This is a genomic window from Paenibacillus sp. FSL R5-0341 (genome assembly GCF_037975235.1).
In the GTDB taxonomy this organism is placed as follows: Bacteria; Bacillota; Bacilli; order Paenibacillales; family Paenibacillaceae; genus Paenibacillus; species Paenibacillus amylolyticus_A.
The window spans coordinates 1,194,473-1,219,203 of the sequence record NZ_CP150241.1 but is presented as its reverse complement, the minus strand read 5'-3'; the positions used below and the strand labels follow the sequence as shown (position 1 = coordinate 1,219,203).

The window sequence follows — 24,731 nt, the reverse complement described above, 5'->3', positions numbered from 1 at the left end:
AGGTTTTTGTTTTCTATTATCTTTTTTTACTCTGTTTATACCCCAGTCAAGCGATCCTGAAATGCCTTTAATGTTCGCTGACCTGCGGATCGATCATATACAGCAAATACAACGCGTTCAAAAGAGTCCTTAAAACCCTCTCCCACTAACACATCATGAAAATACTTCGCCACCACTGCCGGTTCATTACGAAATACGCCGCAACCGTACGCGCCCAGAACAATCGTCCGATGACCATTCGTAGCAGCCACGTCCAGAATATAACGGATACGTTCCTTCATCACGGACTCAATCTGTAGATCATCCGCTTCTCCACGCTCTTTCACCACACCCGCATTCACCGCCGGCGCAGTAATAAATGATGATACATAATATTTGTCCAGCAATCGGTCTTCGTCATCCCGGATCACCGGAACATCCGGTGAATAGATCATATAATTCGAATAGAGACCCGATCGCTGTTTGCGATTGTACTCGTACATTTCATCCATTTGAGCGATACACGGATATAGCCCCGTCGCTCGGGCCAGACTCTCTTCCTGTGCCTGACTTCCGCCTAGGAAGCCGCCGCCCGGATTTTTCGCTGATGCAAAGTTCAAACAGACCACATCTTCTCTTCCTTCAGCTACCGTCAAACGTGAAGCGGCCCCAAGTGTAGTCTCGCCAGTAACTTCAATGCGACCCGGTGCAGCCTCAATTTCAGCGGATGGGGCCGTGGGTTGAATTCCAACGTAAGCTTCTGTACGAAGCTTTTCTCTGAGCGCGGACAATGCTGCTGGACGGTATAAGACCGAATTGCGGATGGCTTGCTGCACATCGGTACCTATCTCAACCTTGCGATCATACCCATTTACGTATTGCCCTTCATCCAAAATAGCCAACGTCTGCTGTGCGATATTAGCCCGCTTGGAACGTGGATTGGAGCTAGTGGAGCCTGTTGATTTATTAAAATTATTCATCTGAATCACTTCCTATATCTTCTCTTAGACGGGTCAGAATCTCACCCAGCCAGTTGGTTCCCCGCCATGTTCTTCGATTGCGAATACGCGGGTCTTCCTCCGCCAGCCCTACACCCCAGATGCGATCATCTGGGCTTGCTTCCACAAGGGTCGTTCCACGAGTGGCACGCAGCGCGGTTAGCAGTTCTTCGTTTTGTGTAAATTTGGCCAAATTGCCCTCATAGACAATGCGCTGACATTCAGCTTCCCATACTGTCTGGTCGAAGCCTGCGACCTGTCTGCCCAGCTTTTTTTGTACCGGAGCAGAGCTTGCCTTCAGAATCTTGTCTGCGATGGTCTGATCGCCGAACAGCAGCGCTTTCTGGTGCATCATGTATTGCTCCGCACTCGTGTAGTGAACCCCTTTTACAGTAAAATCCGCCGGGTGCCACTGTGAGAACGGAGATACAGTTCGCCAGAAAAACGTAAACTTTTCCATCTATATCCCCTCTTTACTTGTTCCTCATGGTTGTAGCGATCCCGCCCCTGGCTTGAATCACTTCGTCCTACTTCATTGATAATTACCGTGTCTACGGTGTCAGTCTCTCCGGGTTCAGTCTGTACAAACGGGACGGTCGATGTCCCGCACTGCTCGCATACTCACCCGTTTCAATGACCCAATCGGCAATTTTGCGCCGGAAAGCGGCAGCTAGCAGCTTTTTACCACTGATAATCTCATGTACTTTCTGAAGCGCAGTCAGCGTAAACGTCTCCGGCATCAGATTAAATGCAATATCCGTGTACTCGATCTTGGATCGCAAACGCTCAAGCGCATAATGAATGATTTTGGCATGATCAAAGGCAATCCCCTGAACCTCACCCAACGTCATACGATGGCTCCTCACTCGGCCTTCTATCGTTTCTTTCGTCTCGACAATAGCCGATAACTCTTCTGTTCCATTGATCAAAATCAACTGCAGCTTGCGTTCTGTCACACGTCCACGCTCATGGATATGGCGCTTCTCTTCCAAAAGTCGCTGCTCCACCCGAAACCAGCTGGCCTCACTGGCATCATCGCCAGCCTGAAGTTCCAACTCGCTGCTATCAACCAACGCCATGTAGGAACAGCTGATGACACGTGTACGTGGATCACGTTCCACATCCCCCCATGTATACAGTTGCTCCAGATAGATATCATCCAGCCCCGTCTCCGTCAGCAGTTCCCGCCGAGCAGCATCCTCCAATGATTCCTGCATCGAGACGAATCCGCCCGGTAACGCCCACTGCCCCAGATAAGGATGGCCGCCCCGCCGGATCAGCAGTAACTGGAGTTCGGGTTCCGCAAGCTTGCGATAGTTCTCCTGAGCCTCACTGCGAATCGTAAAGACCAACATGTCCACGGTGACGGAAGGACGTTCGTAATCGCCAGCATTATACGTTTCCAGAAACTGTTGTTCACTGATATGTACATGATCCTGATGCTCCCGGTAATCGGGGGCTTTTCCTCCAGATGGACCTTCGTTAGTCATCGTATATAAACCCCATTCTGTTATTAACAATATGTTATTAACATTTAGATAATATCAATTTATCACATCATTTTATATCAGGTCAATATTTCCAGTTCAAAATAAATGAAGTGTAATGGCTTGACGATATGTCAAATCAAACTTATGATTTAATTAGTCGACTAACTAAATATGCGTGTTCAAAAAGTCTGGTTTTCAGTACCGAGAAGATGCAATGAAGGTAGAAATGGAGTAGATGATATGAACCCAGTCCAAAATGATCGGTTAATGGGACAGCTATCCGAACTCGTGAAGCTGAAACGCTACAAGGTTCATGAGAAACTTGTGAACCACCCCGAGTTGTATCCGGGACAGCCTCCTTTGTTGTTCCAGCTTGAACGGGAGGATGGCCAATCCCAGAAAAATCTGGCCGAACAACTTCGACGCAGTCCCGCAACCGTAACCGTCATGCTCAAGCGCATGGAAACGTCCGGTTATGTGAGACGTGAAGCGGACCCGAAGGATCTGCGCAGTCTGCGAGTATTCCTGACGGATCAGGGGCGCTCTGCACTACAAGAACTGAGAGAAGTAGTTCAGGAGTTGGAACGACAGGCCGAGAAAGATTTTACACCGGAAGAGTCCCAGCTGATGTCTGCACTCGCACAGCGTATGCTCCAAAACCTGCGTGAATCTTGAAGTGATGCATACTCGCGACAGCGCTAACAACAACTGGATTGAAGCAGCTAAAGCTGTGATGGAATTGATTCACTTATGCTATGAAGATTGAGGTGATTTCCTATTGTGGACGTTAAAACGATTCTTGACCCCGTATAAGTCGGCGGCGATCCTCGCCCCGCTGCTCATGGTACTTGAGGTTGCCATGGACCTGCTCCAGCCCAAGCTGATGTCCAGCATCGTGGATGATGGTGTGCTTGCAGGCAACCTGTCCCATATCGTAACTACAGGTCTGATTATGCTACTTGTTGCGTTAATTGGCTGGGTCGGCGGCGCAGGCTGTACACTCTATTCAAGCAAGGCTGCCGTGGGATACGGCACGGATCTGCGTCAGGAACTGTTTGACCATATTCAAACCTTCTCCTTCCGGAATCTGGATACGTTTCAGGAAGGATCTCTGATTACTCGTCTGACGAGTGACATTACCCAGATGCAGACCTTTGTACAGATGCTGCTGCGGATGTTTATCCGTTCGCCGATGCTGATCATTGGTAGTATCATCATGGCGTTTACGATCAGTGTGAAGCTGGCTTTGATTCTTATTGCGACTGTGCCCGTACTGTTTATTATTTTATTTATCCTGATAAAAGCTTCCTATCCGCTGTTCGCCAGCGTTCAGAGCAAGCTCGATCAGGTCAATGCCGTTCTTCAGGAAAATCTCGCTGGCATCCGAGTCGTCAAGGCATTTGCACGTGCGCGTCTGGAGAAAAAGCGCTTCAAGCAATCCAATGAAGATTACACGTCAACTGCCGTGAAAGCCTGGCGGATTGTCACACTGAATGCACCTGTGCTCAGCCTCATGCTGAATGCTACGATTGTAGCGGTGCTTTGGTTCGGAGGTTTCCAGGTAGTAGGAGGCGATATTGCTGCCGGAGATCTGATTGCTTTTATCAACTATGTCACGGTTGTACTCTCGTCCCTCACGTCCATCGGCATGATGATGATGAGCTTCTCCCGCGCCAAGGTATCTGCTGAGCGGATCAACGAGGTGTTACATACAGAGCCGGATATTCAATCGGGAACCGATAACTCCGGGAATGCACAGTCTCACCAGTCTAATCGTAATCAGTCCTCATCCCAACCGACTCCACTTCCCTCGCGCGTAGCCGGTCAAGTGGAGTTCAGGGATGTATCTTTCCGTTATGACGGAGACCATACACTTACCGGAATTAATCTGATGGCTCGCCCGGGTGAGAAAGTGGCCCTGATCGGTTCGACAGGCTCAGGCAAAACCTCGCTGGTGCAGCTGATTCCCCGTCTGTATGATGCTTCGCAGGGGGAAGTGCTCGTGAATGGAGTGAATGTTCGTCACTGGGATCTCCAGGACCTTCGCAGCCGAGTTTCCATTGTGCTGCAGGAATCCATTCTGTTCAGCGGCAGCATCCGGGATAACATTTGCTTCGGCCAGCCCGGTGCAACAGATGCTGAATTACGTGCTGCGGCACAAGCTGCGGCAGCGGATGATTTTATTATGAAACTGAAGGATGGCTATGACACGGAGCTGGGTCAGCGCGGGGTCAATCTGTCCGGTGGACAGAAACAGCGTATATCCATTGCACGCGCCCTACTCATGCGACCGGAAGTGTTAATTCTGGATGATAGCACCAGTGCTGTGGATTTGCGTACGGAAGCAAGCATTCAGAAGGCTTTGCAATCTTTGATGAAAGATAGCACGACCTTTTTGATTGCACAGCGGATCTCCTCCGTGAAGGATGCAGACTGTATATATGTCATTGATGAAGGACAGATCGTTGCCAGGGGCACACATGATGACCTTATGGCTCATTCATCACACTACCAGGCGATCTATTATTCGCAGCAACGGAAGGAGGATGTTCAATTTGGCTAAACCTGCATCTTCCTCCATTCAACAAACCGTCGTGCCTCCTATCGGAAGACCTGGTCCAGCGGGCAGAGGCCCTGTTCCCAAAGTCAGAGCCAAAAATGCTCGCCACGCCCTCATCCGGGTATGGTCATACATGGGACGTCATCGCAAAGGAGTTATTGCTGCATTAGTGCTGACGGCTCTCGGAACACTGCTCAATCTGGCAGGACCTTATCTTCTCGGCCGCGCCGTTAACGAACATATCGTTCCCAAAATAACAACGGGTTTGCTGAAGGAATGTCTTCTCTTGTTGAGTGTTTATGTCCTCGGCTCACTCCTGATGTGGGCTCAATCCTATGTCATGATTGGTGTGTCACAGTTGACCGTCAAGGATCTGCGGCATGCGTTGTTCTCCCGACTACAAGAGCTGCCTGTCAGCTTTTTTGATAAAAATCAAAGCGGGGATCTGATGAGCCGCGCCACCAATGATATCGATAACGTGTCCACAACGCTGAATCAAAGCGTAACCCAATTGATGTCCAGTGCCATTCTGCTCGTTGGCTCCTTGTCGATCATGTTTGCACTCGATGTCCGGCTTACCCTGCTCAGTCTGATAACGGTACCTTTGATTACCATTGCCACTCGCCTGATCGCTTCGAGAACACGTAAACACTTCACCGCCCAGCAGAAATTACTTGGTGAGCTTAACGGGTATGCTCAGGAAACCATTGCTGGACAAAAAGTCGTAGCGGCCTATAACCGTCAGGATCAGGCACACCAACATTTTCAGAACCTGAACGAGAAACTTCGCACATCCAGCACACAAGCCCAGACTGTTTCGGGTCTGGTTGGACCTACGATGAACGTGATGAACAACATCGGGTTTGCCATTCTGGCTTCTGTAGGTGGATGGATGGCCTATCATGATCTGACGTCCATCGGGCTGATCGTCAGCTTTCTCGCTTACTCCCGCCAGATTGAGCGGCCGCTCAACGATCTGGCCAATCAGTACAATCTGATTCAGGCTGCAATTGCAGGTGCTGAACGCGTGTTCCACATCATGGATACACCTAGCGAATACGTGGAGGAACAGAAGAAACAACTGGATGAGATTCAAGGTAAAGTTGTATTTGAAGACGTCTCCTTCGGGTACAGTGCGGAGCGAGACATTTTGAAGAAGGTTAGCTTTACCGCAAAACCGGGTGAGATGATTGCACTCGTTGGACCCACCGGTGCAGGTAAAACGACCATTATCAACCTGTTACCCCGTTTCTACGAGATTACAGGCGGACGGATTACCATCGATGGATATGACATCTCCGAACTGGAGAAGGATCAATTGCGGCGGCAACTTGGCATTGTGCTTCAGGATGCCTACCTGTTCTCAGGTACCATTCGCGATAATCTCGCCTACGGCAAGCCGGACGCAACGGATGAACAGATCAGGCAAGCGGCTGAACTTGCGAATGCACATTCGTTTATCCGCAAACTGTCCCAGGGCTACGATACCCCCATCATTTCTGGAGGAAGCAATCTGAGTCAGGGACAACGACAGCTGTTAACCATTGCCCGGGCAATTCTGGCTGATCCAGCCATTCTTATTCTGGATGAAGCAACGAGCAGTATTGATACGCGTACGGAGATGCAGATCCAGGAAGCGATGCGCACATTAATGAAGGACCGCACCAGCTTCGTCATCGCCCACAGGCTGAGCACGATTCGCGAAGCCGATCAGATTCTCGTCATCGATGATGGACAGATTGCTGAACGGGGAAATCATGATGAGTTGATGCAGCAACAAGGATTCTACTATCAGTTACATCAGGGACAACTAAAATAAGTCGAACTAAAGATTATTTACACAGACACTACGATGACAGAATAACCTTCCAATCGCTGTTATCCCCAGATTTTTTGATTCCCATTTCACAAGGGGAAAATCCGGGGATAAAGGCGAACGCTCCGCTTTTTCAGGTTTTTTCTGTCCTCTCCGTTACGTGTAACTGATTAGTTCAACCAAATATAGTTTGATCTGAACCGATGTGGCTTCTGCCCATTAGTTTAACCGAAATACTAAACGCCGTATGGGGTTCTCCAGGACCCATGCGGCGTTATTTTGTTTAATGACTATGTTGTTGCTTTCCCTGGGTCTGTTATACGAGTTACGTCTCCATTGGCAGATGAAGCGTGAAAGTGGAACCAACCCCCATCTCACTATGGACGGTAATTTTACCGTTGTGGTCCTGAACGATTTTCTGGCAGAGTGCAAGTCCGAGTCCCGTACCTTCTTCTTTGGTCGTATAAAATGGATTAAAGATCGTGGAAAGCGAATTTTCCGGAATGCCACTGCCCGTATCAGTAATGGAGACGAGTACTGCTTCCCCGTCCTGCAACAAATCCATATGAACCTCGCCGGGGTCTTCCATCGCTTCAAAAGCGTTACGAATCAGATTGATTAATACCTGCACGATTTTATCCCGGTCCATGTTGACCACGATTGGCTCACTCGTCATCTCAAGCGTAATTCGATGCCCTCGGGATGCCGCATCTGACTCGGTCAAAGACATGACACGTTCAAGACAATGCCCCAACTGTTCCGGTTTCATGTGATTGGCATGTGGTTTGGAAAATTGTAAAAATTCAGCCGTTAGATCGGTTACCCTCGTCACCTCTCCCATAATCACTTCATACCACGGAGCGATATTGTACGCTTGTCCACGTGACAGCTGTAGGAATCCCCGTATCGCGGTGAGCGGGTTACGAATTTCGTGAGCCATACCAGCGGCCAGTTCCCCTACCGCTCTTAGCCTTTCGGAACGGAATACTTCTTCTTCATTTTTTAGCCATTTGCTGCGCTGTTGTTGAAGTAACCTGTCCTCGGCAACCGTCATAAAGTGCTGCAAGGTGTCCGACATTTCCGGGTATAGAGAGATGCTATAGCTAACCTGCAGGCCTTGAAGCTGAACGGAAAGTAATGACGCCATTCGTTCTTCCACGTCCTGTATCTCCGGCAAAACGACTGCAAAACGATCTCCAGCATATCGGGATATGCCATACGCATCAGTAAACTGATTAGTAATCATTTCGCCTGTACCCGTGATCACGGAGCACCAGGGATCTTCTGAATCTTTTTTATATCCGCTAAAATTATTGACATTCAAAAGGACAAGCAGAAATGAGCGACGCTCTTCCACCGTCTTATGCAGCACTTCCATATAACCTTCATAATTTAACAATCCGGTAAGCGGATCATGAAGAGTCAGAAACCGATTTTTTTCCCGAAGCCGACGCTTCTCAACCTCACTGTTAATCAACGTATGATACAAAAAAATGATAACAACCGAGGTTAATAGATCAAATAACGAAACCAGCAAAGCATATGTATCTACAGGCACATACGAAAGCCGAATCACCGTATATTGCAGCATGAGCAGCAGTGAGATTGGTAAAGTCTGTGCTACGCGTTGTTTATCCTGAATCACCGAAATGATGAGCATATAATACAGCATGTTGCACCAGTTCAGTTGACTGAAATAATGGAATAGTCCGAGAAAAATCCAATGAAACTTCCGCAGCACAGGATATCTTCTCTCCCCATAAATACTCGCTACAAATAAGGTCCCCGCTAACAACATGAATGCCGGATGAGGGGTAAGCCTTAGAACATAAGAGGACAGAATGACAAGCAGACAGCCTAGTGGGAATATCACCATTTTCATCGTGTAACTTAGCAAATAGCCTCGCCCCCTTTGACATAAAAAATCACACCTAACAACTTATGTACATGTATTATATCGAGTATGATTAGCTGATGTTGTCGATTAGTGGAGGCTCGTCAAATTCGCATGAATGTATAAATTATGAAGGCAATAGGACATATGCATGAATTGTAATAGGCAAAAGTGAAACAATTATTCTACGCATCGATCATCATTGTGTTACAATACATTAATGGATGAATTTAGGATAAAATCTTAGTTATGGAGGAAACTACATGACAACACAACGAAAACCACTGGGCCTCGGAACGCTCTCTCTACTCGTACTATTGATGGGTCTCGCCTTTAACTTCCAATGGGGCAAAACAAATTTTATGATCAGCCATTACCTGTTGAACTTAATAAACATGCCTATTTATAGCAACGGAGATCAAGGACTTCATATCCCCTTTGTAGTCGCAGCGATTTTCTGGATTCCGACCTTCTTGATCGCCAAAAAATATCGTGCACATTTTGGCACAAGTGTCTCTTATAACGTCGCCGGATTTATGTTGCTCTTATGTATTATTGGACCCGTTATCCCCGTTATCGATTGGATGGTCAATGGTTAAACAATTAAAGCCAGCTCTCTATATCCCGAGGGCTGGCTTCTTTGCTGCTTTTCCATATAAGATGAACAAATTATTTACACGATAACGTAGAGGACAGAAATAACCTGAAGAAGCGGAGCTAAAAGCTTTCTGAAAGAAAGCTACTTCGGAAGCATACACCTCGCCTTTATCCCCGGATTTTCACTTCTTTAGAAGGGAATCAAAAAATCTGGGGATAACAGCGATCAGAAGGTTGTTCTGTCATCGGAGTGACTGGTGTAACCTTTTTTGGCTCATCTTATTTCTTTGCCATATACTTACGGATATCAAAAGCCACCGCAGCAACAATGATTAATCCTTTGATAATCAATTGCCAGTATGGACTTACACCGATAAACGTCAGGCCATAGTTAATGACCCCGAAGATCAGTACCCCCGCCATAACTCCAGGCACGGTTCCAATACCGCCCGCCGTTGATACGCCACCTACCACACATGCAGCAATCGCATCCAGCTCATACATGTTACCGTAATTATTCGTAGCTCCACCTGTCCGAGCCGCTTCAAGTACACCACCCAGACCATACAATGCACCCGCAATGGCATACAGGGCAACCAGATTGCGCGCCACATGAATCCCGGATACATGCGCTGCCTGAATGTTGCCACCGATGGCGTACATGTTTTTGCCAAGCCGTGTTTTGTTAAAGATCACCCAGCAGATTAAAGCCACCGCAATAGCAATCAATACGATATACGGAATGGAATACCCACCGCCCAGATCAATGTAGCCAGAGCCAATGACGGTGAAGTCGGGTCTCAAGCCTCCGATCGGCTGCGATTGGTTGGGTTCCGTATCAAAATAAATGGAATTCAGTCCATACACGGCTACCATCGTACCCAGCGTTGCGATAAAAGGCGGTACATGCAATTTGGCGACAATGAGTCCATTCACCAATCCCACAAACAGACCTGCGGTAATCCCGACAAGGATCGGCAGACCCACCCACAACTGGGGCAGATCGGGGAAGAAGCGATTTGCATATTCATCAATTTGCAACATCGATGCCGATACGACAGCCGTCAGTCCAACCACCCGTCCAGCGGACAGATCGACCCCGCCCGTGACGAGGATAAAGGCTGCACCGAGCGCAATAATGGCCCGTGTGGAGGACTGCTGTAAGATGTCCCGCAGTGTGGAGAAGGCCAGAAAATTCGGATCGGCAATCGCAATCCCAATGATGAGCAGAATCAGTACGATAAAGATGGCGCGCTGTGTAACATATTGTTTCACTTGATTGATCATCTGTGTGTTCATCTGTTTTCCTCCTGACTAAGCCATCCGCTGCTGCGCGGCCAGCCTCATAATATCCTGCTCGGTTGCCTCGGCTCCGTCCACGATTCCGGTGAGACGCCCTTCGCTCATCACCATAATGCGATCCGACATGCCCAGCAGTTCTGGCATCTCTGAGCTAATCATAATAATGCTTTTGCCCTGACGAGCCAGTTCCGTAATAATGGTGTATATCTCGAATTTGGCCCCTACATCGATTCCACGTGTCGGTTCGTCCAGCAGCAGGATCTCCGGGTCGGTTAGCAACCAGCGGGCTAGCAGAACTTTCTGCTGATTACCGCCAGACAGGTTTCGAATCAGCGTGTTAACTGAAGGTGTTTTGGTTCTGAACTTCTGCGTCTGTTCCCGCGCCTCTTCCCGACCCTTTTTCTCGTCCAGCAAGCCCACGCGATTTCGGTAGCGCCCCAGACTGGCGATGATCGTATTCTCATACACCGACAACACGGGGAAAATCCCAGTGACCCTTCGTTCTTCCGTGAGCAACGCGATGTTATGACGCTTTGCTGCTGCAGGAGAGTTAATCTTCACCTTGCGCCCATGAATGGAAATGGTACCTGAAGCGAGTCCGCGCAGTCCGAACAAGGACTCAATTAGTTCTGTCCGCTGTGCTCCAACCAGGCCGCCAATGCCGAGCACTTCGCCTTTTCGCAGCTCGAAGGATACATCACGAAATGATTTGGACTGGTTCGATGTCAGACCCTCGGCTTTCAATATCACTTCACCGGGTACGTTTGTCCGTTCTGGGAAACGTTCATCCAGATCACGGCCCACCATGCGCGTAATAATCAGATCTGTCGTTAAATCAGCAGCATCCCATGTCCCAACAACGAAGCCATCACGCATGATCGTCACTTCATCCGAGATCGTCAGGATCTCCTCCATCTTGTGAGAAATGTAGATTATGGACACGCCGCGACTGCGCAGTTCATTAATAATGGCGAAGAGCTGATCCACTTCCTTCCCCGTCAGGGAGGAAGTCGGCTCATCCATGACGATGACTTTGGATTGAAAAGAGACCGCCTTGGCAATTTCCATCGATTGAATCTTGGAAACAGATAGTGTTCCAGCTTGAGCCTTCGGATCAATATCCAGGTTCAAGTCCTTGAATAGAGCCCGTGTATCGGTATACATGCGTTTCTCGTCCACCAGAATTCCCCTCATCGGAAAACGACCCAGCCAGATATTCTCCATCACTGGACGATGCGGTACCGGATTCAGCTCCTGATGAATCATGGATATCCCATGCTGAAGTGCCGCTTTGGAATTCGGAATATCCACGTCCTTCCCTTCGATGCGTATGGTTCCTTCATCCGGGCGATACATGCCGAACAGACATTTCATCAACGTGGATTTTCCCGCTCCATTCTCTCCCATCAAGGCGTGAACCGTTCCCGGCTTCACCTTCAATGTGACCTGACTTAGTGCCTGCACACCCGGGAATGCTTTGGAAACTCCATTCATCTCCAGCAGGTAAGGTGACTGCATCTTGGTTCCTCCCTTCCATATGACCGGCAAAAAAGGGACGCTACCCGAATAACGGACGTCCCTGTCTCGTGCTGTTATTGGGCGTCGGCAATGTTGTCTTTCGTAATCTTTTTGTAGGCAATCCAGACGTACTTACCATCTGTAATGTCATATTGGGTATTTTCCTTTGTTGGTGTCTCACCTTTGGCAAGAACGGAAGCTAAGGCCACCGTAGCTGCACCCTGATTCTTGGCATCATTGAGCACCGTACCCAGCATCGTACCATCCTGTAGAGCCTGAATAGCCGGAGCTGTTGCATCCACACCTACCACCGGCATGGATTTGCCATCCTTGAAGTATCCGGCTGCTTTCAATGCCTCAATAGCTCCAAGCGCCATATCATCATTGTTCGCGAGCACGGCTTCAATCTTGTCGCCATGGGAAGCAAGGAACGCCTGCATTTTCTCCTGCCCCTTCACGCGGTCCCACATTGCCGTGTCTTCCGCCAGTGCTTCCACTTCGATACCGGCATCCTGGATCGCCTGAACCGAATATTTGGTCCGAAGCTCTGCATCCTGGTGACCCGGTTCCCCTTTCAACATGACGTATTGCAGTTTGCCATCCCCGTTTTTGTCCGCTTCCGGATGTGCTTTCCAGTAATCTACAATCAACTGTCCAGAAATCGTACCCGACTCCTCCGCTTTCGCTCCTACGTAGTACACTTTATCCCACTTGTTCATGTCTTCCGCTACCGGCTCACGGTTGAGGAACACCACCGGAATGTTCGCTGCCTTGGCCTTGTCAATGATGACACCCGCCGCCGTGCGGTCTACCGGATTCACAGCCATTGCATTATATTTCTTGGATACAAACAGATCGACTTTCTCGTTCTGTGTAGGCTGTGCATTCTGGCTATCCACGATATCGAGGGTCGCAATGCCTTCCGCTGCTGCGGTCATCGCATTACGTACACCCGTCATGAACGTATCATCGAATTTGTAGATAGCGACACCAATCTTGGGCGTTTCCGTCCCAGCTGCTGTCTGGCCTCCTGTATCCGTTCCCGTGCTTCCACCTTCACTGTCTCCACCACTGCTACAACCCGCCGCCACAACCAAACATGCCGTAATTAACAGTGTCATCCACGTTTTCTTCATTTCCTAATGACCTCCCCCAAGTTCATTCGGCTTTACCGATATCTTTATTATGAAAGGGTTTACATTAAATTCGAATACAATATCTTCACCTGTTTTATCGAAATCTTCCTCAAGTTAAGAAAATGGATTAATTTCATCATTCAGCATTCGTTTCGGCACTCGTTCCAGCATTGGTTCATTGTACAAAAGGAAACAGCAGCTTCTGGTTATCCATCCAGAACATATTGTCGGTGCTAACCAGCTTCGTCTCAAGTAGCACTCTCGCCTGCACCGATTGATTGTTCAGCCGCGCAACGGCTTGATTCAACCCCAGATAACCTGCACTATATCCATTCTGGACGATGAGATGATCGAAGACCCCTTCTTGCAATTGCTCCAGTTGCTGTTGTTCACTGCCGAATCCAACAATCCTTACCTTGTCCGCAGATTTGCGTCGATTCAGTTCATCGGCTGCTCCCAGTGAAGCCGGTTCCTGAAGAGTAACGAAGCCATCCACCTGCTGCTGATCCAGCAATTGCTTCGCAGTCTGCCAACATCCATCCCGGGTATTACATATCGATTTGGGTTCCACTTGAATATTAGGATACTGGACCAAGGCTTCCATAACCCCCTGCTCTCTCTGAATCAAACCAGAATTAAGAGGGTCCGGACCCAACAAGGCAACACGCCCTTTCCCTTCCAACAGCTCCGCCATGGCCTGCCCTGCCTGCCGTCCAGCCTCCACATTATCCATGGAGATCACGCTGGTGATGCCTTTCACGGGAAATTCATCATTAAGCACAATGACCGGAACGATGGTTCCATCGGAATTCATTGCCTGCGCCTCCTGAACAATGTCGCTAAGCGCCTTCTCGCTCAAAGGATCGACTAATAGAGCTGATGCGCCCTGCTTCAGAGCCAATGCCGCGGCTTCCACCTGAGCCTGCTCCCGCATACTGCGAGACAACGTTCCATGGCCCGCATTGGCCTGCTTGACCTGTAACTGACTACCCACAGAGTCCGCAATGGCAGGCGTGTACATATTACCTTCGGAAGGGTATGCCTCCACGGTCATCAGTTCCGCCCCGTTCTCTTTGGCAGCCGCTTCGGCACCAAGCCGGATGGCTTCCGCAAGTTCCCCTGTTCCAGCTGGCGTAATCAGCGCGATACGTGGCGGTACTGTCGTAGCATCGGGACTCGATAGGTCACAGGCAGCGCATAGCAGCAGACAGCAGTTTGCGGCTGTCAGAGTTAACAATCGACGTTTCCAAATTCCAGAGAAGCTCGCACCAACCTTTTTCAAAAACGCACCGATGTTCAATCCTTCAACGCGATCGGCATCATTCCTATTAACTTGGTTGTCCGTCATCAGGCTCGCCCTCCTTCTGCTGCGATTGAATGGGGATCCGCATCCAGACCGTGGTGCCTTCCTCCAGCTCACTTGCAAATTCAAGGCCGTATGCCTCCCCGTAATAAAGCCGAATTCGATCATGTACGTTGCGTACCGCTACGCCTGATCCTGCACCGCTTTTGACAACCGGACTGCCACTTAATAACCCTGCCATCTGTTCTTCCGTCATACCGACCCCATTATCTGTAATACGAAACACCAACTTGTTGTCCTCGCGATAGACATCGATCTCAATACATCCCTCGTCCATGTGGTACTCGATGCCATGAACAATGGCGTTCTCAATCAGGGGTTGCAGCACCAGCTTCAATGTCAGACAATCCAGAAGCGCATCATCGGCCTTAATCGTAAAGTTGAATTTGCGCTTGAACCTCATCTGTTGAATCGTCAAATAATGCTGCGCATGCTCCAGCTCTTCCCTGATCGTGATAATCGTTTTGCCTTGACTGAGACTGATACGAAACAGGCGAGAGAGAGACGTAATCATCGTAATCACTTCTTCATTGCGGCTCATGCCTACCATGCGCACCACAGAGTTCAGCGTGTTATATAGAAAATGCGGATTAATCTGAGCCTGTAAAGCCTCCAGCTCCAGACGCCGCTTCTGTTCCTGTTCATGGATAATCTCATCCATCAGTGTTCGGATTTTATTGACCATCAGATTAAAGCGACGGGATAGACGTTCCACCTCCAGCGGCCCTTCAATAGGCAACTCCACGTTGAAGTCCCCTCGCTCCACGGCCTTCATCTTACGTTCCATTCGCCGGATTGGGCGAGTCAGACTGGAGGATAGGAACAGGGATACAAGAATGACCAGCACCAGCACAATGACAAGTACACGAATGAGATATCCGTTCACTTCCTGTCGTGTGGTCATAATCTCATCCAAATAGGCAACACCGACGATTTTCCACCCGATATTGGCAACGGACTTCACGGTATTCAGCCTTTTCTGTCCATCTGCCTCATCTTCATAACTGCCGGAAGCAACCAAAGCCTGTTCGATATTCTCGCTTTTGAGCCCCATATACATCAATTGCTGCTGCGGATGATAAACAATATTGCCCGCACTCTCATCGATGATATAGACGTATCCCCGTTGCCCCAGACTGACCCGGCGGCTCAGTTCATCCATCTGTTTGAAGTTGATATCGACCAGCAGGATAACCTGCCGATCCTGACCATTTTGCCGTATCGTTATGCCTTTGCTCATGGAAACGACCCATTTGTATGGACCTGTGTACATGTTCTGAATATGAGGTAACGAGAAACTCAGGTGATCTGGCACGCGGAGCGCAGACTGAAACCACCCTTGCTGGGTCACATGGGCACTGGTTTTTAATTCAGCTGTAGGTCTGTTCTTGAGCAATTGCCCTGTGGAATCGAGCAGAGTAATAGAGATGATGTCTTCACGACTACTAAGCAGTGTATCGAGCTGTTTGTCCACCTGTTCCCCTTCCCATGTCCCGTCACGCAGCATATGTTCCTCAATGGCACGGTACAGATGCGACATACTGCGGACGTAATCCTCCAGGTTATAACTGACCTGATCCACAATCTGTCTCGTCGTCAGTTCTGCACTTCGCTCGGCAGCCTGCGTGAACTTGTCATGCAGGAGCATCGCCATGATGGTCAGCACCAGAACGATGAAGACAGAGAAGGACCACGTAATAATAAAGCGGATACTGCTGACCCTGGAGGAACGCAGACGAGAGCGCAATCGAAGTCCCAAGAACTTCACCCATCTGGATAAAAACTTCATCGGATTGAACCTTCATTTGCTGCCTGGGAAGCCTGTTTACGATATTCTTTGGGCGAGACGCCAATATGTTTTTTGAAACAAAAACTGAAGTAATTCGGTTCGGCAAAGCCAACCTGCTCCGCAATCTGAAACGACTTCAGCTCGGTCGAGCGAAGCAGTTCACGCGCTGCCTCCATTCGGATCTGCATCAGGTATTGCAGAAAGGTGAGTTGTACTTCTTTTTTGAAAATGCCACAAAAATAACCGGAGCTGATATGCAAATGCCCGCACACCTTCTGAATGGACAGGTCCGGGTCGGCATAATGCTCTTTGGTGAACACTAATGCCTGCTCAACAATATCCTTGTATACATGCTGGCGACCGCTGGCAATGCGATGTTGTACGAGTAGACAGACCTCCCGTACCTTCTTCTGTGCCTCAGTAAGACCCGGCAGTCGGAATAAATCCGCATACAACTGGAACCCTGCACCAAAGATGTCTTCCATCGCTTCTCCCGAAGCCTGTGCTGCCTTCCACACTGTTGTTAACACTTCTATTAGATAGAGCTGAATATCACTTCGCCCGTGTTCCACCGTAATTTCCCGGAAAATGATAACAAGTGTCTCCTCCAGCTCCGCCTGCGTACCTGCCTTCAGACAACGTGTCAGCGTCTGCTGCTTCAACTCGTCAAAACGCAGTTTGCCCGCCGTCTGCCGCTCCACATCTGCAATGTATATAATTGAATCCGTCCCGGGCACAAGCCGATAATCCAGTGCCAGCAGGGCATCTTCATAGGCATGATTCACATCGGCAAGTGTATCCACAAGCTGGCCTGATCCCACCGTCGCCGGGATACGCAAGTAGTGGTTGATGCTGCGCATCACATTTTCCAATGCCTTCTGTTGCCGCTTCGCTCCATCTGTACCACCCCAGCGATCCACATAGAGCAGGACAACCGTCTCCTGATGCATAAACGCATGACCTGCCCCATGCTCAGCCCATACTTCTGCCGCAATGTTAAGTGCAGCAAACCGTTTCAGTTCAGCGTCTTCAGATTGACGTAATGAGCCTCCGGAAACGAATATCTCAGACTGACCCGCTTCCTCAGATGTTGCTTGGTTATGTCGCTGTGGAGACTCGTTGAATACGCCCTCCGGCTTCTCTTTCTGTACATCTCCATCCATGTGCAGTGTCAATACAGACACCCCATAGCGTTCTCCTGTCAGATCCAACCCGCATTGTTTGGCTTTACTATGAATATATGTCGAGGATTTCTGCCGATGGAGCAAGGTTGCCATCAGATCTGCCTGTAGTAAAGGCAAGCTGGTGTGATAGTGCTCACGCAGTTGCTGTACATCTTCACGCTCAGCGACTTCAGCCGCCATCTGGGCGCGCAGTCTTGTAAGCAATTCGGTGAGATGCCCTGCCGAGAACGGCTTCAGCAGATATTCATCCACACTAAGGGAGATCGCTTGCCGGGCATAATCAAATTCATCATATCCAGTCAAAATAACCACCTTCACAAGTGGATTTCGTTTCCTCAATCTTTGCGCGAGTTCCAGACCATTCATGAATGGCATGCTGATATCGGTCACCACAATATCCGGTTCTACCCGTTCCGCCATCTCCAACGCTTCTCGCCCATTCTCCGCCAAACCAACTATCCGCAGATCGAGCGCTTCCCAATCGACCTCTACAACCAATCCTTCGCGCACATCTTCTTCATCATCCACCAGCAGTACCCGGTACACGATCGGATTCCTCCCTTTTATGACAGGCCTTCTGCCCTAGCAATTAATAATATGTAGCACTGTGTAACATTTGGTTTCTATTGCTCACGGGATTATGCAAAAATACAAAGTTCTCCTGATGATACGTCTCGAGGTTGCCATCATAATATACAATATTATACGGGATATGTAATCGCTTTCTTCATTAGAGGTGAGGCAACCCTGACGGGCAGTCTCCTATATAACAGGTTAAGGATAGTATATGAATGCTAAGGGTAGGTTAAAGTAATACAAACACGGAAAATTTCGAAGTACTTCTAAATAAGAGGAGTTTTGATTCTAATTATATTTTCAATCCTTCATTCTAGTTTCAACGATGATTTGTACTCAATGCTTTAACATAAATCATTGTCGTATCGGGATTGGTGTGTCCCATCATTTCCGCCAAACGGTGCAGCGGCGTATGCTCTGCCATGGCGTAGCCAAAACGATGACGCAGGTCGTGTGAACTCAGTCCTTCCAGCCCTGCTGCAATCATTACCTTTTTAATTAAATGGCGCAGTGCTCTCTCTGTTAAACGATCATTTGTCTTTTCTGAAGGAAAAAGGTAAGAACTATCGGTAGCCAGACCGGCTAAATACTGATTCAATATGACAACACACTGCATATTCAAAGGAATATTTCGCTGCCCGTTGCGCTTGTCGGCTCTTACTGTCAGGTGACCACTTCGTCTACCAAGCTCGATATCTTGAGGCGTGAGGTTGCATACCTCCATCGTCCGCAAGCCTGTGTGAAACATAAGGGTCAGGATGGTCTGATCACGAAGGGAGTTCCCATACTCCACTGCCGTGATGAACGCTTGTTCTTCTTCGACTGTCATTCGGCGTGGGCTGACTTTGTCTTCCGGAATGAATTTCAATGCTTTGGAAGGATCATGACTGAGCCTGGATTCCAAGACAGCCCATTTGAAAAAACGCTTCAACGTAATTAATCTCCGGTTAATGGTAGCCGGCTTCAATAGCATAACTTTGTGTGCATCTTCACGATAATTGACTAAGGTGGGTGTATCCACATCTTCAATTCGCAGTGCGAATTCTTCGCCGAGCATGGTGCTTTCCTTGTACCATTCGATAAAGTGCTTCAGATCACTTGCGTATTCCTTCACGGTTTTGGGATGCAAATCTCCCTCATTGGCAAGCATATGTACGAATTCCTCTATCGTCGGTTCCCGCTGCACCGAAATCCCTGATGACTGATTCATTAGAAAATACCTCCAAATCTTGACTTATATTAGCGGACATGGTATTATCATATTAATCGATACATTAGCGGACATCAAGTCTGTGGTTTAAATGCACCAGGTGAGTGTCAATTTTAATTTATACTCGTCATAATGATCGGCTAAAAACTTATTTTTTGGAGGAATCACATGCAAACAGGTACAGTTAAATGGTTCAACGCGGATAAAGGATTCGGCTTTATCGAAACTGAAGAAGGAACAGACGTATTCGTTCATTTCAGTGCAATTCAAGGTGAAGGTTACAAATCTTTGGACGAAGGTCAACGCGTTCAATTTGAAGTAACTCAAGGTAACCGTGGACCACAAGCTGAGAACGTTACTAAACTTTAATTATATGAAAGCTGCCTTATTAATAAGGCAGCTTTTTATTTACACATATGTCGCACAGTTAAAGAGAAGATTTCACATCCCAAGAATGAAAGCGAGGTTTTCCCCATGGATAAAGAACAATTGATCACAGAAGTAGCCAAGGCTGGCGGTTTCTCCAAGAAGAATGCTGAAAAAGCTGTAACCGTTGTACTGGACTCGATTCTCGAAGCTCTCAAAGAAGGTAAAGAAGTTCAACTGGTTGGATTCGGGAAATTTGAAGTACAAAAGCGTGAGGCAAGAACGGGAAGAAGCCGGAAAACAGGCAAAGAAATTCAACTACCTGCAGGTAAAGTTCCTGTATTCACAGCAGGCTTAAGCATGAAAGAAGCTTTAAATTAAACAACGCAACAACCCATTGAAAAGAGGTTTTTATTCAAACACACAATGATAATATGGATTTAAATGTCGTGTTTACTACCGTTGATGATATCATTAACTTTTATTCAGGCAAACAGACGAACACGGATCATGCAGAAAATCACACTCATTTGAAGCCCCCATCAACAAAGTCTGATTGTACCCTACGACCACCCACCCGCTAAACTAACATTTCATCTTGGACAACAAGAGGCCCTGATCCGCTCAAAACGGTCCAGGGCCTGATTTGCTTGGAAGCCGGCTCCGACAGGAACCAGCCATTTTCTTATCTTCTTTTTCGGACCTATCCTACTTACTGTTCAGAAGTTCGCGCAGTGTCTGGGAATCATATGTAGAGACAAGACGTTCCAGATGGGTATCCAGCCATTCCTCATCCTGATCCCACCACTTCAATTCCAGCAGGAGCGCAATTGTTTCTTCATCAAAGCGCTTTTTAACATTCTTGGCTGGATTTCCACCAACAATCGTATACGGTTCAATGTCCTTCACAACGGTTGAATTGGAGGCAACAATCGCACCATCTCCGATCTTGACACCAGGCATGATCGTCACATGTTGCCCGAGCCATACATCGTTCCCCAGTACCGTATCCCCCTTATATGGAAGCTGCTCCAGTGTAGGTGTCACGCGCTCCCATCCTCCACCGAAAATGTTGAACGGATACGTCGTCATGCCCTCCATCCGATGATTCGCGCCATTCATAATGAATGTCACACCTTCCGCAATTGCACAGAAATTGCCGATCACCAGGCGATCACCAATAAAGTCATAATGATGCTGTATCCGGTCATAGAACTGCTCTGGGGGATTCGTGTTATCGCTATAATACGTATAATCACCGATGTCCACGTTGGAACGCGGCGGCAGGTTTTGAATGTAACATACCGTAGGGATATTCTCGTTTGGGAAAAGTTTTGTTTTATCAGGGGCCATATGAAGTCCCTCCTTTTCCCTATTGTAACAGATATTAAATCTTAAACGGACTAAGTGAAGTCTGCAGTTCTGTGGACACATCAGACAAAATAGCCGCAGATGCCTTGATCTGTTCTACCGACTTGAGCTGTTCATGGACAGAACCCGCTGCCTGTTGTGAATTGGTACTAGCCGTCTGCGCATGACGAGCGATCTCATGGACAGAAGCCACAATCTGCTCCACGCCTGCGGACATCTCTTCACTCGTCGCAGCCATGTCCTCAATCTCTGTAGCAATACGCAGGTTCGTATCCCGGATCAGGCTGAAGTTTTGTTCCGTTTCACGGGTCAAGCGTAGTCCTTCCTGCACTTCGTCCTTCACTCTCGACATGGCCGATAGCGATTGCTTCATATCTTGCTCCATGGCTTGAACCAGTTCTTCAATACGATCGGAAGAGTCTCCAGCTTGTTCAGCCAGCTTACGCACCTCAGTAGATACTACAGCAAATCCTCTGCCATGCTCGCCGGCTCTTGCCGCTTCAATAGATGCATTGAGGGCAAGCAGATTCGTCTGATTCGCGATCTCATGAATGGTGGTAACCATCTGGCTAATCTGGGCCGACTTCCCTTCCAGCATACGAATGACTTCATCCGTTGTGGAAACGGAGGTTTCGATCGTAGACATCTGCTGAACGGTCAGTTGCACCGCTTCTCCTCCGGTTTCTGCCTGCCTCCGTGAATACAATGCAGATTCCGAGATACTGGAGGCCTTGTCTGCCATACGTTGTACGCCTATCGCCACTTCTTCCATCGCCTGCAGATTTTCTTCCGTACTGATCGTCTGACTCTCGGCTCCCTGTGCCACTTGTTCAACGGAAGATGCAATCTGCGCCGATTCTTTGGACGTTTGATCCGCAATCTTCAGTAGCAGCCCAGTCGAATGCTCTGCTTTCTCCGCAGCCTGAAGTCCACCCTGAATGATAACCTGCAGATTACTTCTCATCTCATTGTATCCTGTGCCCAGCATGCCAATCTCGTCTTGGACGTCATCCACAACCGGCTGTGTAAAATCGCCCGTCCCCGCACGTTTAATCGCCACGGATACCCGTTCGATTCTTACTCTTACCCTGCGAACGTACAACAGGATCAGGGTAATTGCGACCAACATCGCAAGCAGGAATACGATCAGGAACGTCTTGAGGAACGAGGAGATAATCACATCAATTAACGATTGAGACGCCCCTACATAGAAAATCCCGATAATCTCTCCGGACGCGTTCTTGATTGGTTCATAGGCCGTCTGATATTTCTGACCCACAACCACGGCTTCACCGAAGTATTTTTCCCCTTGCTGCAAAACGGTCTGGGCGACCTCTGCCGATACCTTCGTGCCGACAGCGCGCTCCCCGTCCACCATAACATTCGTAGCAACACGTTCGTCACCTCGGAAGATCGTCACCGTGTCCCCGGATGCTTCTCCAATCTCATCTACAAGTTCAAAGTTGCCTTCCAGCGCGGTATCTCCTTTGAATAGTTGTCCGTCCTTAATGGCCCAATCTCCTGGATGCTTATATGTAATGATATGATTCGCCATCTCCAAATCACGCTTCGCTTTCTCTGTAGCAAATGTCGTAATCCCCTGTCTCATCTCCATGATTACACTTACCGCCACGGCTGAGGAGAAGACGATAAATATACTGATAACGATCAAACTAATTTTGGTACCGATGCTCATGCTTCGCATGTGTGTGAGCCACCCTTTTCCCTATGTAATTGTGGGGATATTCAAGCCAATTTCGATTCTGTTTCGAATATCACTATAGTCTTATCGGTAGGAGTGTTCACAATATTTATAATGTTTCAGTGACTTTTATCACAAAAATAGCCTGTTGAAATCTAATCTTTTACGCATTCTCCGTAATCATGTAAGAATGTTCTTCTGTCTGGAAATTTAAATAACCTAGAAAGATAAATTAGATATGTCATAATCCACATATAAGTACGAACCAAAAAATATTGCCTCTAAAATATGTTGCCAACCACATACTATAATGCTATATTTATGTTGCCGACAACATAAATGAGAAAGTTGAGGTACATTATGACAGCCAAAGATGATTTCAACCAACATAATAAACTCCATGAATTAAATAATGAGGAATTCAGCGCAGTAGAGAACTACCCCATCAGTTTTAGCATTTTTGCTCTGGCACGCTCTCACAAGGGTCTAGCTGCGCAATTGATCCGGGATACCGGGCTTTTTCCCGGTCAAGAGATTATGCTGATGCAGTTATATGCACAAGACCACCAATCGCAAAACTCTCTGGGTCGCACACTTCGTCTGGACCATTCAACTGTAGCCAAGTCTGTTCGTCGCTTGGAAGATGCCAGTCTCGTTACTCGGAGTCGCTCCAAAGTAGATGGACGGGTCACCATTGTATCCCTGACAGAAGCCGGACGCGCACTGGAGGATCAAGTGAATAACGCATGGCGCCAAGTGGAGCAGATTACTACAGCTGGTCTATCCGATGAAGAGAAAAACTTGCTGTTATCTCTTTCACAGAAAATTGCTGCACAGATTGATTCATTTTCATCCTAAATCCCTTAACGAATGGAGCGAACACACAATGCATACATCCACAATGAAAGCTATTCAAGTTCATCAATACGGGGGTCCAGAGACATTACAGTTCGAACAGGAAGTCCATATACCCGAGCCAGCTGCCGGAGAAGTTTTGGTACGCATTCAGTATGCCGGAGCCATTCCGCTGGACTGGAAGATTCGTAACGGCTGGTTGCAGGACGTATTTGTCAAAAGGCTACCTTATACACCCGGAACGGCCATGTCTGGCATCGTCGAATCCGTGGGAGAAGGTGTCGATTCCTTCCAGCCGGGAGATCGCGTTTTTGGTAATGTGAACGGAAGTTATGCCGAGTATGGTATGGCTCCTGCTCAGGATTTGGTGCATATGCCAGACGATCTGAGTTTTGAGGATGCTGCGACCATCAAAGGCGGAGCCGAAGCTGCATGGAAAGCATTGTTCACCGAGGGTGAGCTGGAAGCCGGACAAACGGTTCTGATCCATGCTGCTGCGGGTGGTGTTGGACAATACGCAGTACAGCTAGCCAAATGGAAAGGTGCTCACGTTATTGCTACAGCTTCAGGGGCCAATGTTGACTTTGTTGCTTCATTGGGTGCTGATCAAGTGATTGATTACAAGACAACCTTGTTTGAAGAGCAGGTAAGCCATGTTGATCTGGTTGTTGAAGCTGTTGGTGGAGAGATCGAAGATCGCTCATGGGGTGTTCTAAAACGTGGAGGAAAACTGGTATCGTTGACTCAACTGCCTTCTGCCGAAAAAGCAGCGCAGTATGGCGTTACCGCCAAGTTTAATTCCAAATTTCCGACATCCGAGGATCTCTACACGATTGCTCAGCTTATGGCTGAGGGTTCCCTTCGTTCAGAGATTGATTCCATCTTTCCTCTAAGTGAAGCTAATCAAGCGCATGCCAAAAGTGAGTCCAGACATGGACGTGGCCGAATTTTACTGAAAGTTCAATCCGTCTAACCTGAAAAACACAGCAAAAAGGGATTCGATCTGACCATCGAATCCCTTCTCT

The 24,731-nt window shown here is 48.2% G+C and carries 21 protein-coding genes; 8 read left to right on the top strand and 13 right to left on the bottom strand.

What is annotated here, in order from left to right:
- Positions 1–35: 35 nt before the first annotated feature.
- From MKX75_RS05375 to MKX75_RS05365, 3 genes are all read right to left on the bottom strand, one after another.
- The gene (locus tag MKX75_RS05375) at positions 36–959 is read right to left on the bottom strand and encodes a TIGR02452 family protein (RefSeq protein ID WP_339168754.1); all 924 of its coding nucleotides are present in this window, start codon (positions 957–959) and stop codon (positions 36–38) included.
- A complete protein-coding gene (locus MKX75_RS05370) occupies positions 952–1,437 on the bottom strand; it encodes an NADAR family protein (RefSeq protein ID WP_339168753.1) in 486 nt (161 codons plus the stop codon). The genes MKX75_RS05375 and MKX75_RS05370 overlap by 8 nt, the downstream gene beginning before the upstream one ends.
- A gap of 91 nt (positions 1,438–1,528) precedes the next feature.
- Positions 1,529–2,467, bottom strand: a complete 939-nt coding sequence (locus MKX75_RS05365) for an NUDIX domain-containing protein (protein WP_339168752.1) — start codon at positions 2,465–2,467, stop codon at positions 1,529–1,531.
- A gap of 240 nt (positions 2,468–2,707) precedes the next feature.
- On the opposite strand from MKX75_RS05365, the gene MKX75_RS05360 reads away from it, so the two are divergent.
- From MKX75_RS05360 to MKX75_RS05350, 3 genes are all read left to right on the top strand, one after another.
- Positions 2,708–3,142 (top strand): MarR family transcriptional regulator, encoded by a 435-nt coding sequence (locus MKX75_RS05360; protein ID WP_062837383.1) that lies wholly within the window; start codon positions 2,708–2,710, stop codon positions 3,140–3,142.
- 103 nt (positions 3,143–3,245) lie between these two features.
- The gene (locus MKX75_RS05355) at positions 3,246–5,030 is read left to right on the top strand and encodes an ABC transporter ATP-binding protein (protein WP_339168750.1); all 1,785 of its coding nucleotides are present in this window, start codon (positions 3,246–3,248) and stop codon (positions 5,028–5,030) included.
- Positions 5,023–6,846, top strand: coding sequence for an ABC transporter ATP-binding protein (locus MKX75_RS05350; protein WP_339168749.1), 1,824 nt, complete (start codon positions 5,023–5,025; stop codon positions 6,844–6,846). The genes MKX75_RS05355 and MKX75_RS05350 overlap by 8 nt, the downstream gene beginning before the upstream one ends.
- A gap of 322 nt (positions 6,847–7,168) precedes the next feature.
- On the opposite strand, the gene MKX75_RS05345 is transcribed toward MKX75_RS05350, so the two are convergent.
- Positions 7,169–8,725, bottom strand: a complete 1,557-nt coding sequence (locus tag MKX75_RS05345) for an ATP-binding protein (protein ID WP_339168748.1) — start codon at positions 8,723–8,725, stop codon at positions 7,169–7,171.
- 275 nt (positions 8,726–9,000) lie between these two features.
- Between MKX75_RS05345 and MKX75_RS05340 the strand changes: the two genes are divergently transcribed.
- Positions 9,001–9,336, top strand: coding sequence for a hypothetical protein (locus tag MKX75_RS05340; RefSeq protein ID WP_339168745.1), 336 nt, complete (start codon positions 9,001–9,003; stop codon positions 9,334–9,336).
- Between the two features lie 277 nt (positions 9,337–9,613).
- Here MKX75_RS05340 and mglC read toward each other — a convergent pair whose 3' ends face one another.
- The 7 genes from mglC to MKX75_RS05305 form a co-directional block, all read right to left on the bottom strand.
- Positions 9,614–10,633: a galactose/methyl galactoside ABC transporter permease MglC gene (gene mglC / locus MKX75_RS05335; protein ID WP_036606383.1), complete on the bottom strand. Its 1,020-nt coding sequence runs from the start codon at positions 10,631–10,633 to the stop codon at positions 9,614–9,616.
- 15 nt (positions 10,634–10,648) lie between these two features.
- Entirely contained in the window at positions 10,649–12,154 is a 1,506-nt protein-coding gene (locus tag MKX75_RS05330) for a sugar ABC transporter ATP-binding protein (protein ID WP_339168742.1), read from the bottom strand.
- 74 nt (positions 12,155–12,228) lie between these two features.
- On the bottom strand, positions 12,229–13,290 hold the full coding sequence (locus tag MKX75_RS05325) for a galactose ABC transporter substrate-binding protein (protein ID WP_339168739.1): 1,062 nt from the start codon (positions 13,288–13,290) through the stop codon (positions 12,229–12,231).
- A gap of 175 nt (positions 13,291–13,465) precedes the next feature.
- Positions 13,466–14,638, bottom strand: a complete 1,173-nt coding sequence (locus tag MKX75_RS05320) for a substrate-binding domain-containing protein (protein WP_339168737.1) — start codon at positions 14,636–14,638, stop codon at positions 13,466–13,468.
- Positions 14,619–16,442, bottom strand: coding sequence for a sensor histidine kinase (locus MKX75_RS05315; RefSeq protein WP_339168735.1), 1,824 nt, complete (start codon positions 16,440–16,442; stop codon positions 14,619–14,621). The genes MKX75_RS05320 and MKX75_RS05315 overlap by 20 nt, the downstream gene beginning before the upstream one ends.
- A complete protein-coding gene (locus tag MKX75_RS05310; protein WP_339168733.1) occupies positions 16,439–18,172 on the bottom strand; it encodes a response regulator in 1,734 nt (577 codons plus the stop codon). Before MKX75_RS05310 ends, MKX75_RS05315 begins: the two co-directional genes overlap by 4 nt.
- A 349-nt stretch (positions 18,173–18,521) precedes the next feature.
- Positions 18,522–19,412: a tyrosine-type recombinase/integrase gene (locus MKX75_RS05305; RefSeq protein WP_339168731.1), complete on the bottom strand. Its 891-nt coding sequence runs from the start codon at positions 19,410–19,412 to the stop codon at positions 18,522–18,524.
- A 168-nt stretch (positions 19,413–19,580) separates the two neighbouring features.
- On the opposite strand from MKX75_RS05305, the gene MKX75_RS05300 reads away from it, so the two are divergent.
- Positions 19,581–19,781 (top strand): cold-shock protein, encoded by a 201-nt coding sequence (locus MKX75_RS05300; RefSeq protein WP_017690333.1) that lies wholly within the window; start codon positions 19,581–19,583, stop codon positions 19,779–19,781.
- Between the two features lie 105 nt (positions 19,782–19,886).
- Positions 19,887–20,159, top strand: coding sequence for an HU family DNA-binding protein (locus MKX75_RS05295; protein ID WP_036606368.1), 273 nt, complete (start codon positions 19,887–19,889; stop codon positions 20,157–20,159).
- Between the two features lie 327 nt (positions 20,160–20,486).
- On the opposite strand, the gene MKX75_RS05290 is transcribed toward MKX75_RS05295, so the two are convergent.
- Positions 20,487–21,131, bottom strand: a complete 645-nt coding sequence (locus tag MKX75_RS05290) for a Vat family streptogramin A O-acetyltransferase (protein WP_339168727.1) — start codon at positions 21,129–21,131, stop codon at positions 20,487–20,489.
- Positions 21,132–21,165: 34 nt separating this feature from the next.
- Positions 21,166–22,845 (bottom strand): methyl-accepting chemotaxis protein, encoded by a 1,680-nt coding sequence (locus MKX75_RS05285; RefSeq protein WP_339168726.1) that lies wholly within the window; start codon positions 22,843–22,845, stop codon positions 21,166–21,168.
- A gap of 366 nt (positions 22,846–23,211) precedes the next feature.
- On the opposite strand from MKX75_RS05285, the gene MKX75_RS05280 reads away from it, so the two are divergent.
- Both MKX75_RS05280 and MKX75_RS05275 read left to right on the top strand, forming a co-directional pair.
- On the top strand, positions 23,212–23,709 hold the full coding sequence (locus MKX75_RS05280; RefSeq protein ID WP_076331820.1) for a MarR family winged helix-turn-helix transcriptional regulator: 498 nt from the start codon (positions 23,212–23,214) through the stop codon (positions 23,707–23,709).
- Between the two features lie 43 nt (positions 23,710–23,752).
- The gene (locus MKX75_RS05275) at positions 23,753–24,679 is read left to right on the top strand and encodes an NADP-dependent oxidoreductase (protein WP_076332005.1); all 927 of its coding nucleotides are present in this window, start codon (positions 23,753–23,755) and stop codon (positions 24,677–24,679) included.
- Positions 24,680–24,731 lie beyond the last annotated feature (52 nt).

What these genes read in the sequence shown, in the direction of transcription:
- MKX75_RS05275 (WP_076332005.1), top strand. Translation starts at nt 23,753, where the DNA reads ATGAAAGCTATTCAAGTTCATCAATACGGGGGTCCAGAGACATTACAG.
- MKX75_RS05285 (WP_339168726.1), bottom strand. Translation starts at nt 22,845, where the DNA reads ATGAGCATCGGTACCAAAATTAGTTTGATCGTTATCAGTATATTTATC.
- MKX75_RS05315 (WP_339168735.1), bottom strand. Translation starts at nt 16,442, where the DNA reads ATGAAGTTTTTATCCAGATGGGTGAAGTTCTTGGGACTTCGATTGCGC.
- MKX75_RS05365 (WP_339168752.1), bottom strand. Translation starts at nt 2,467, where the DNA reads ATGACTAACGAAGGTCCATCTGGAGGAAAAGCCCCCGATTACCGGGAG.
- MKX75_RS05320 (WP_339168737.1), bottom strand. Translation starts at nt 14,638, where the DNA reads ATGACGGACAACCAAGTTAATAGGAATGATGCCGATCGCGTTGAAGGA.
- MKX75_RS05290 (WP_339168727.1), bottom strand. Translation starts at nt 21,131, where the DNA reads ATGGCCCCTGATAAAACAAAACTTTTCCCAAACGAGAATATCCCTACG.
- MKX75_RS05345 (WP_339168748.1), bottom strand. Translation starts at nt 8,725, where the DNA reads ATGAAAATGGTGATATTCCCACTAGGCTGTCTGCTTGTCATTCTGTCC.
- MKX75_RS05325 (WP_339168739.1), bottom strand. Translation starts at nt 13,290, where the DNA reads ATGAAGAAAACGTGGATGACACTGTTAATTACGGCATGTTTGGTTGTG.
- MKX75_RS05360 (WP_062837383.1), top strand. Translation starts at nt 2,708, where the DNA reads ATGAACCCAGTCCAAAATGATCGGTTAATGGGACAGCTATCCGAACTC.
- MKX75_RS05295 (WP_036606368.1), top strand. Translation starts at nt 19,887, where the DNA reads ATGGATAAAGAACAATTGATCACAGAAGTAGCCAAGGCTGGCGGTTTC.
- mglC (WP_036606383.1), bottom strand. Translation starts at nt 10,633, where the DNA reads ATGAACACACAGATGATCAATCAAGTGAAACAATATGTTACACAGCGC.
- MKX75_RS05370 (WP_339168753.1), bottom strand. Translation starts at nt 1,437, where the DNA reads ATGGAAAAGTTTACGTTTTTCTGGCGAACTGTATCTCCGTTCTCACAG.
- MKX75_RS05375 (WP_339168754.1), bottom strand. Translation starts at nt 959, where the DNA reads ATGAATAATTTTAATAAATCAACAGGCTCCACTAGCTCCAATCCACGT.
- MKX75_RS05300 (WP_017690333.1), top strand. Translation starts at nt 19,581, where the DNA reads ATGCAAACAGGTACAGTTAAATGGTTCAACGCGGATAAAGGATTCGGC.
- MKX75_RS05280 (WP_076331820.1), top strand. Translation starts at nt 23,212, where the DNA reads ATGACAGCCAAAGATGATTTCAACCAACATAATAAACTCCATGAATTA.
- MKX75_RS05340 (WP_339168745.1), top strand. Translation starts at nt 9,001, where the DNA reads ATGACAACACAACGAAAACCACTGGGCCTCGGAACGCTCTCTCTACTC.
- MKX75_RS05305 (WP_339168731.1), bottom strand. Translation starts at nt 19,412, where the DNA reads ATGAATCAGTCATCAGGGATTTCGGTGCAGCGGGAACCGACGATAGAG.
- MKX75_RS05330 (WP_339168742.1), bottom strand. Translation starts at nt 12,154, where the DNA reads ATGCAGTCACCTTACCTGCTGGAGATGAATGGAGTTTCCAAAGCATTC.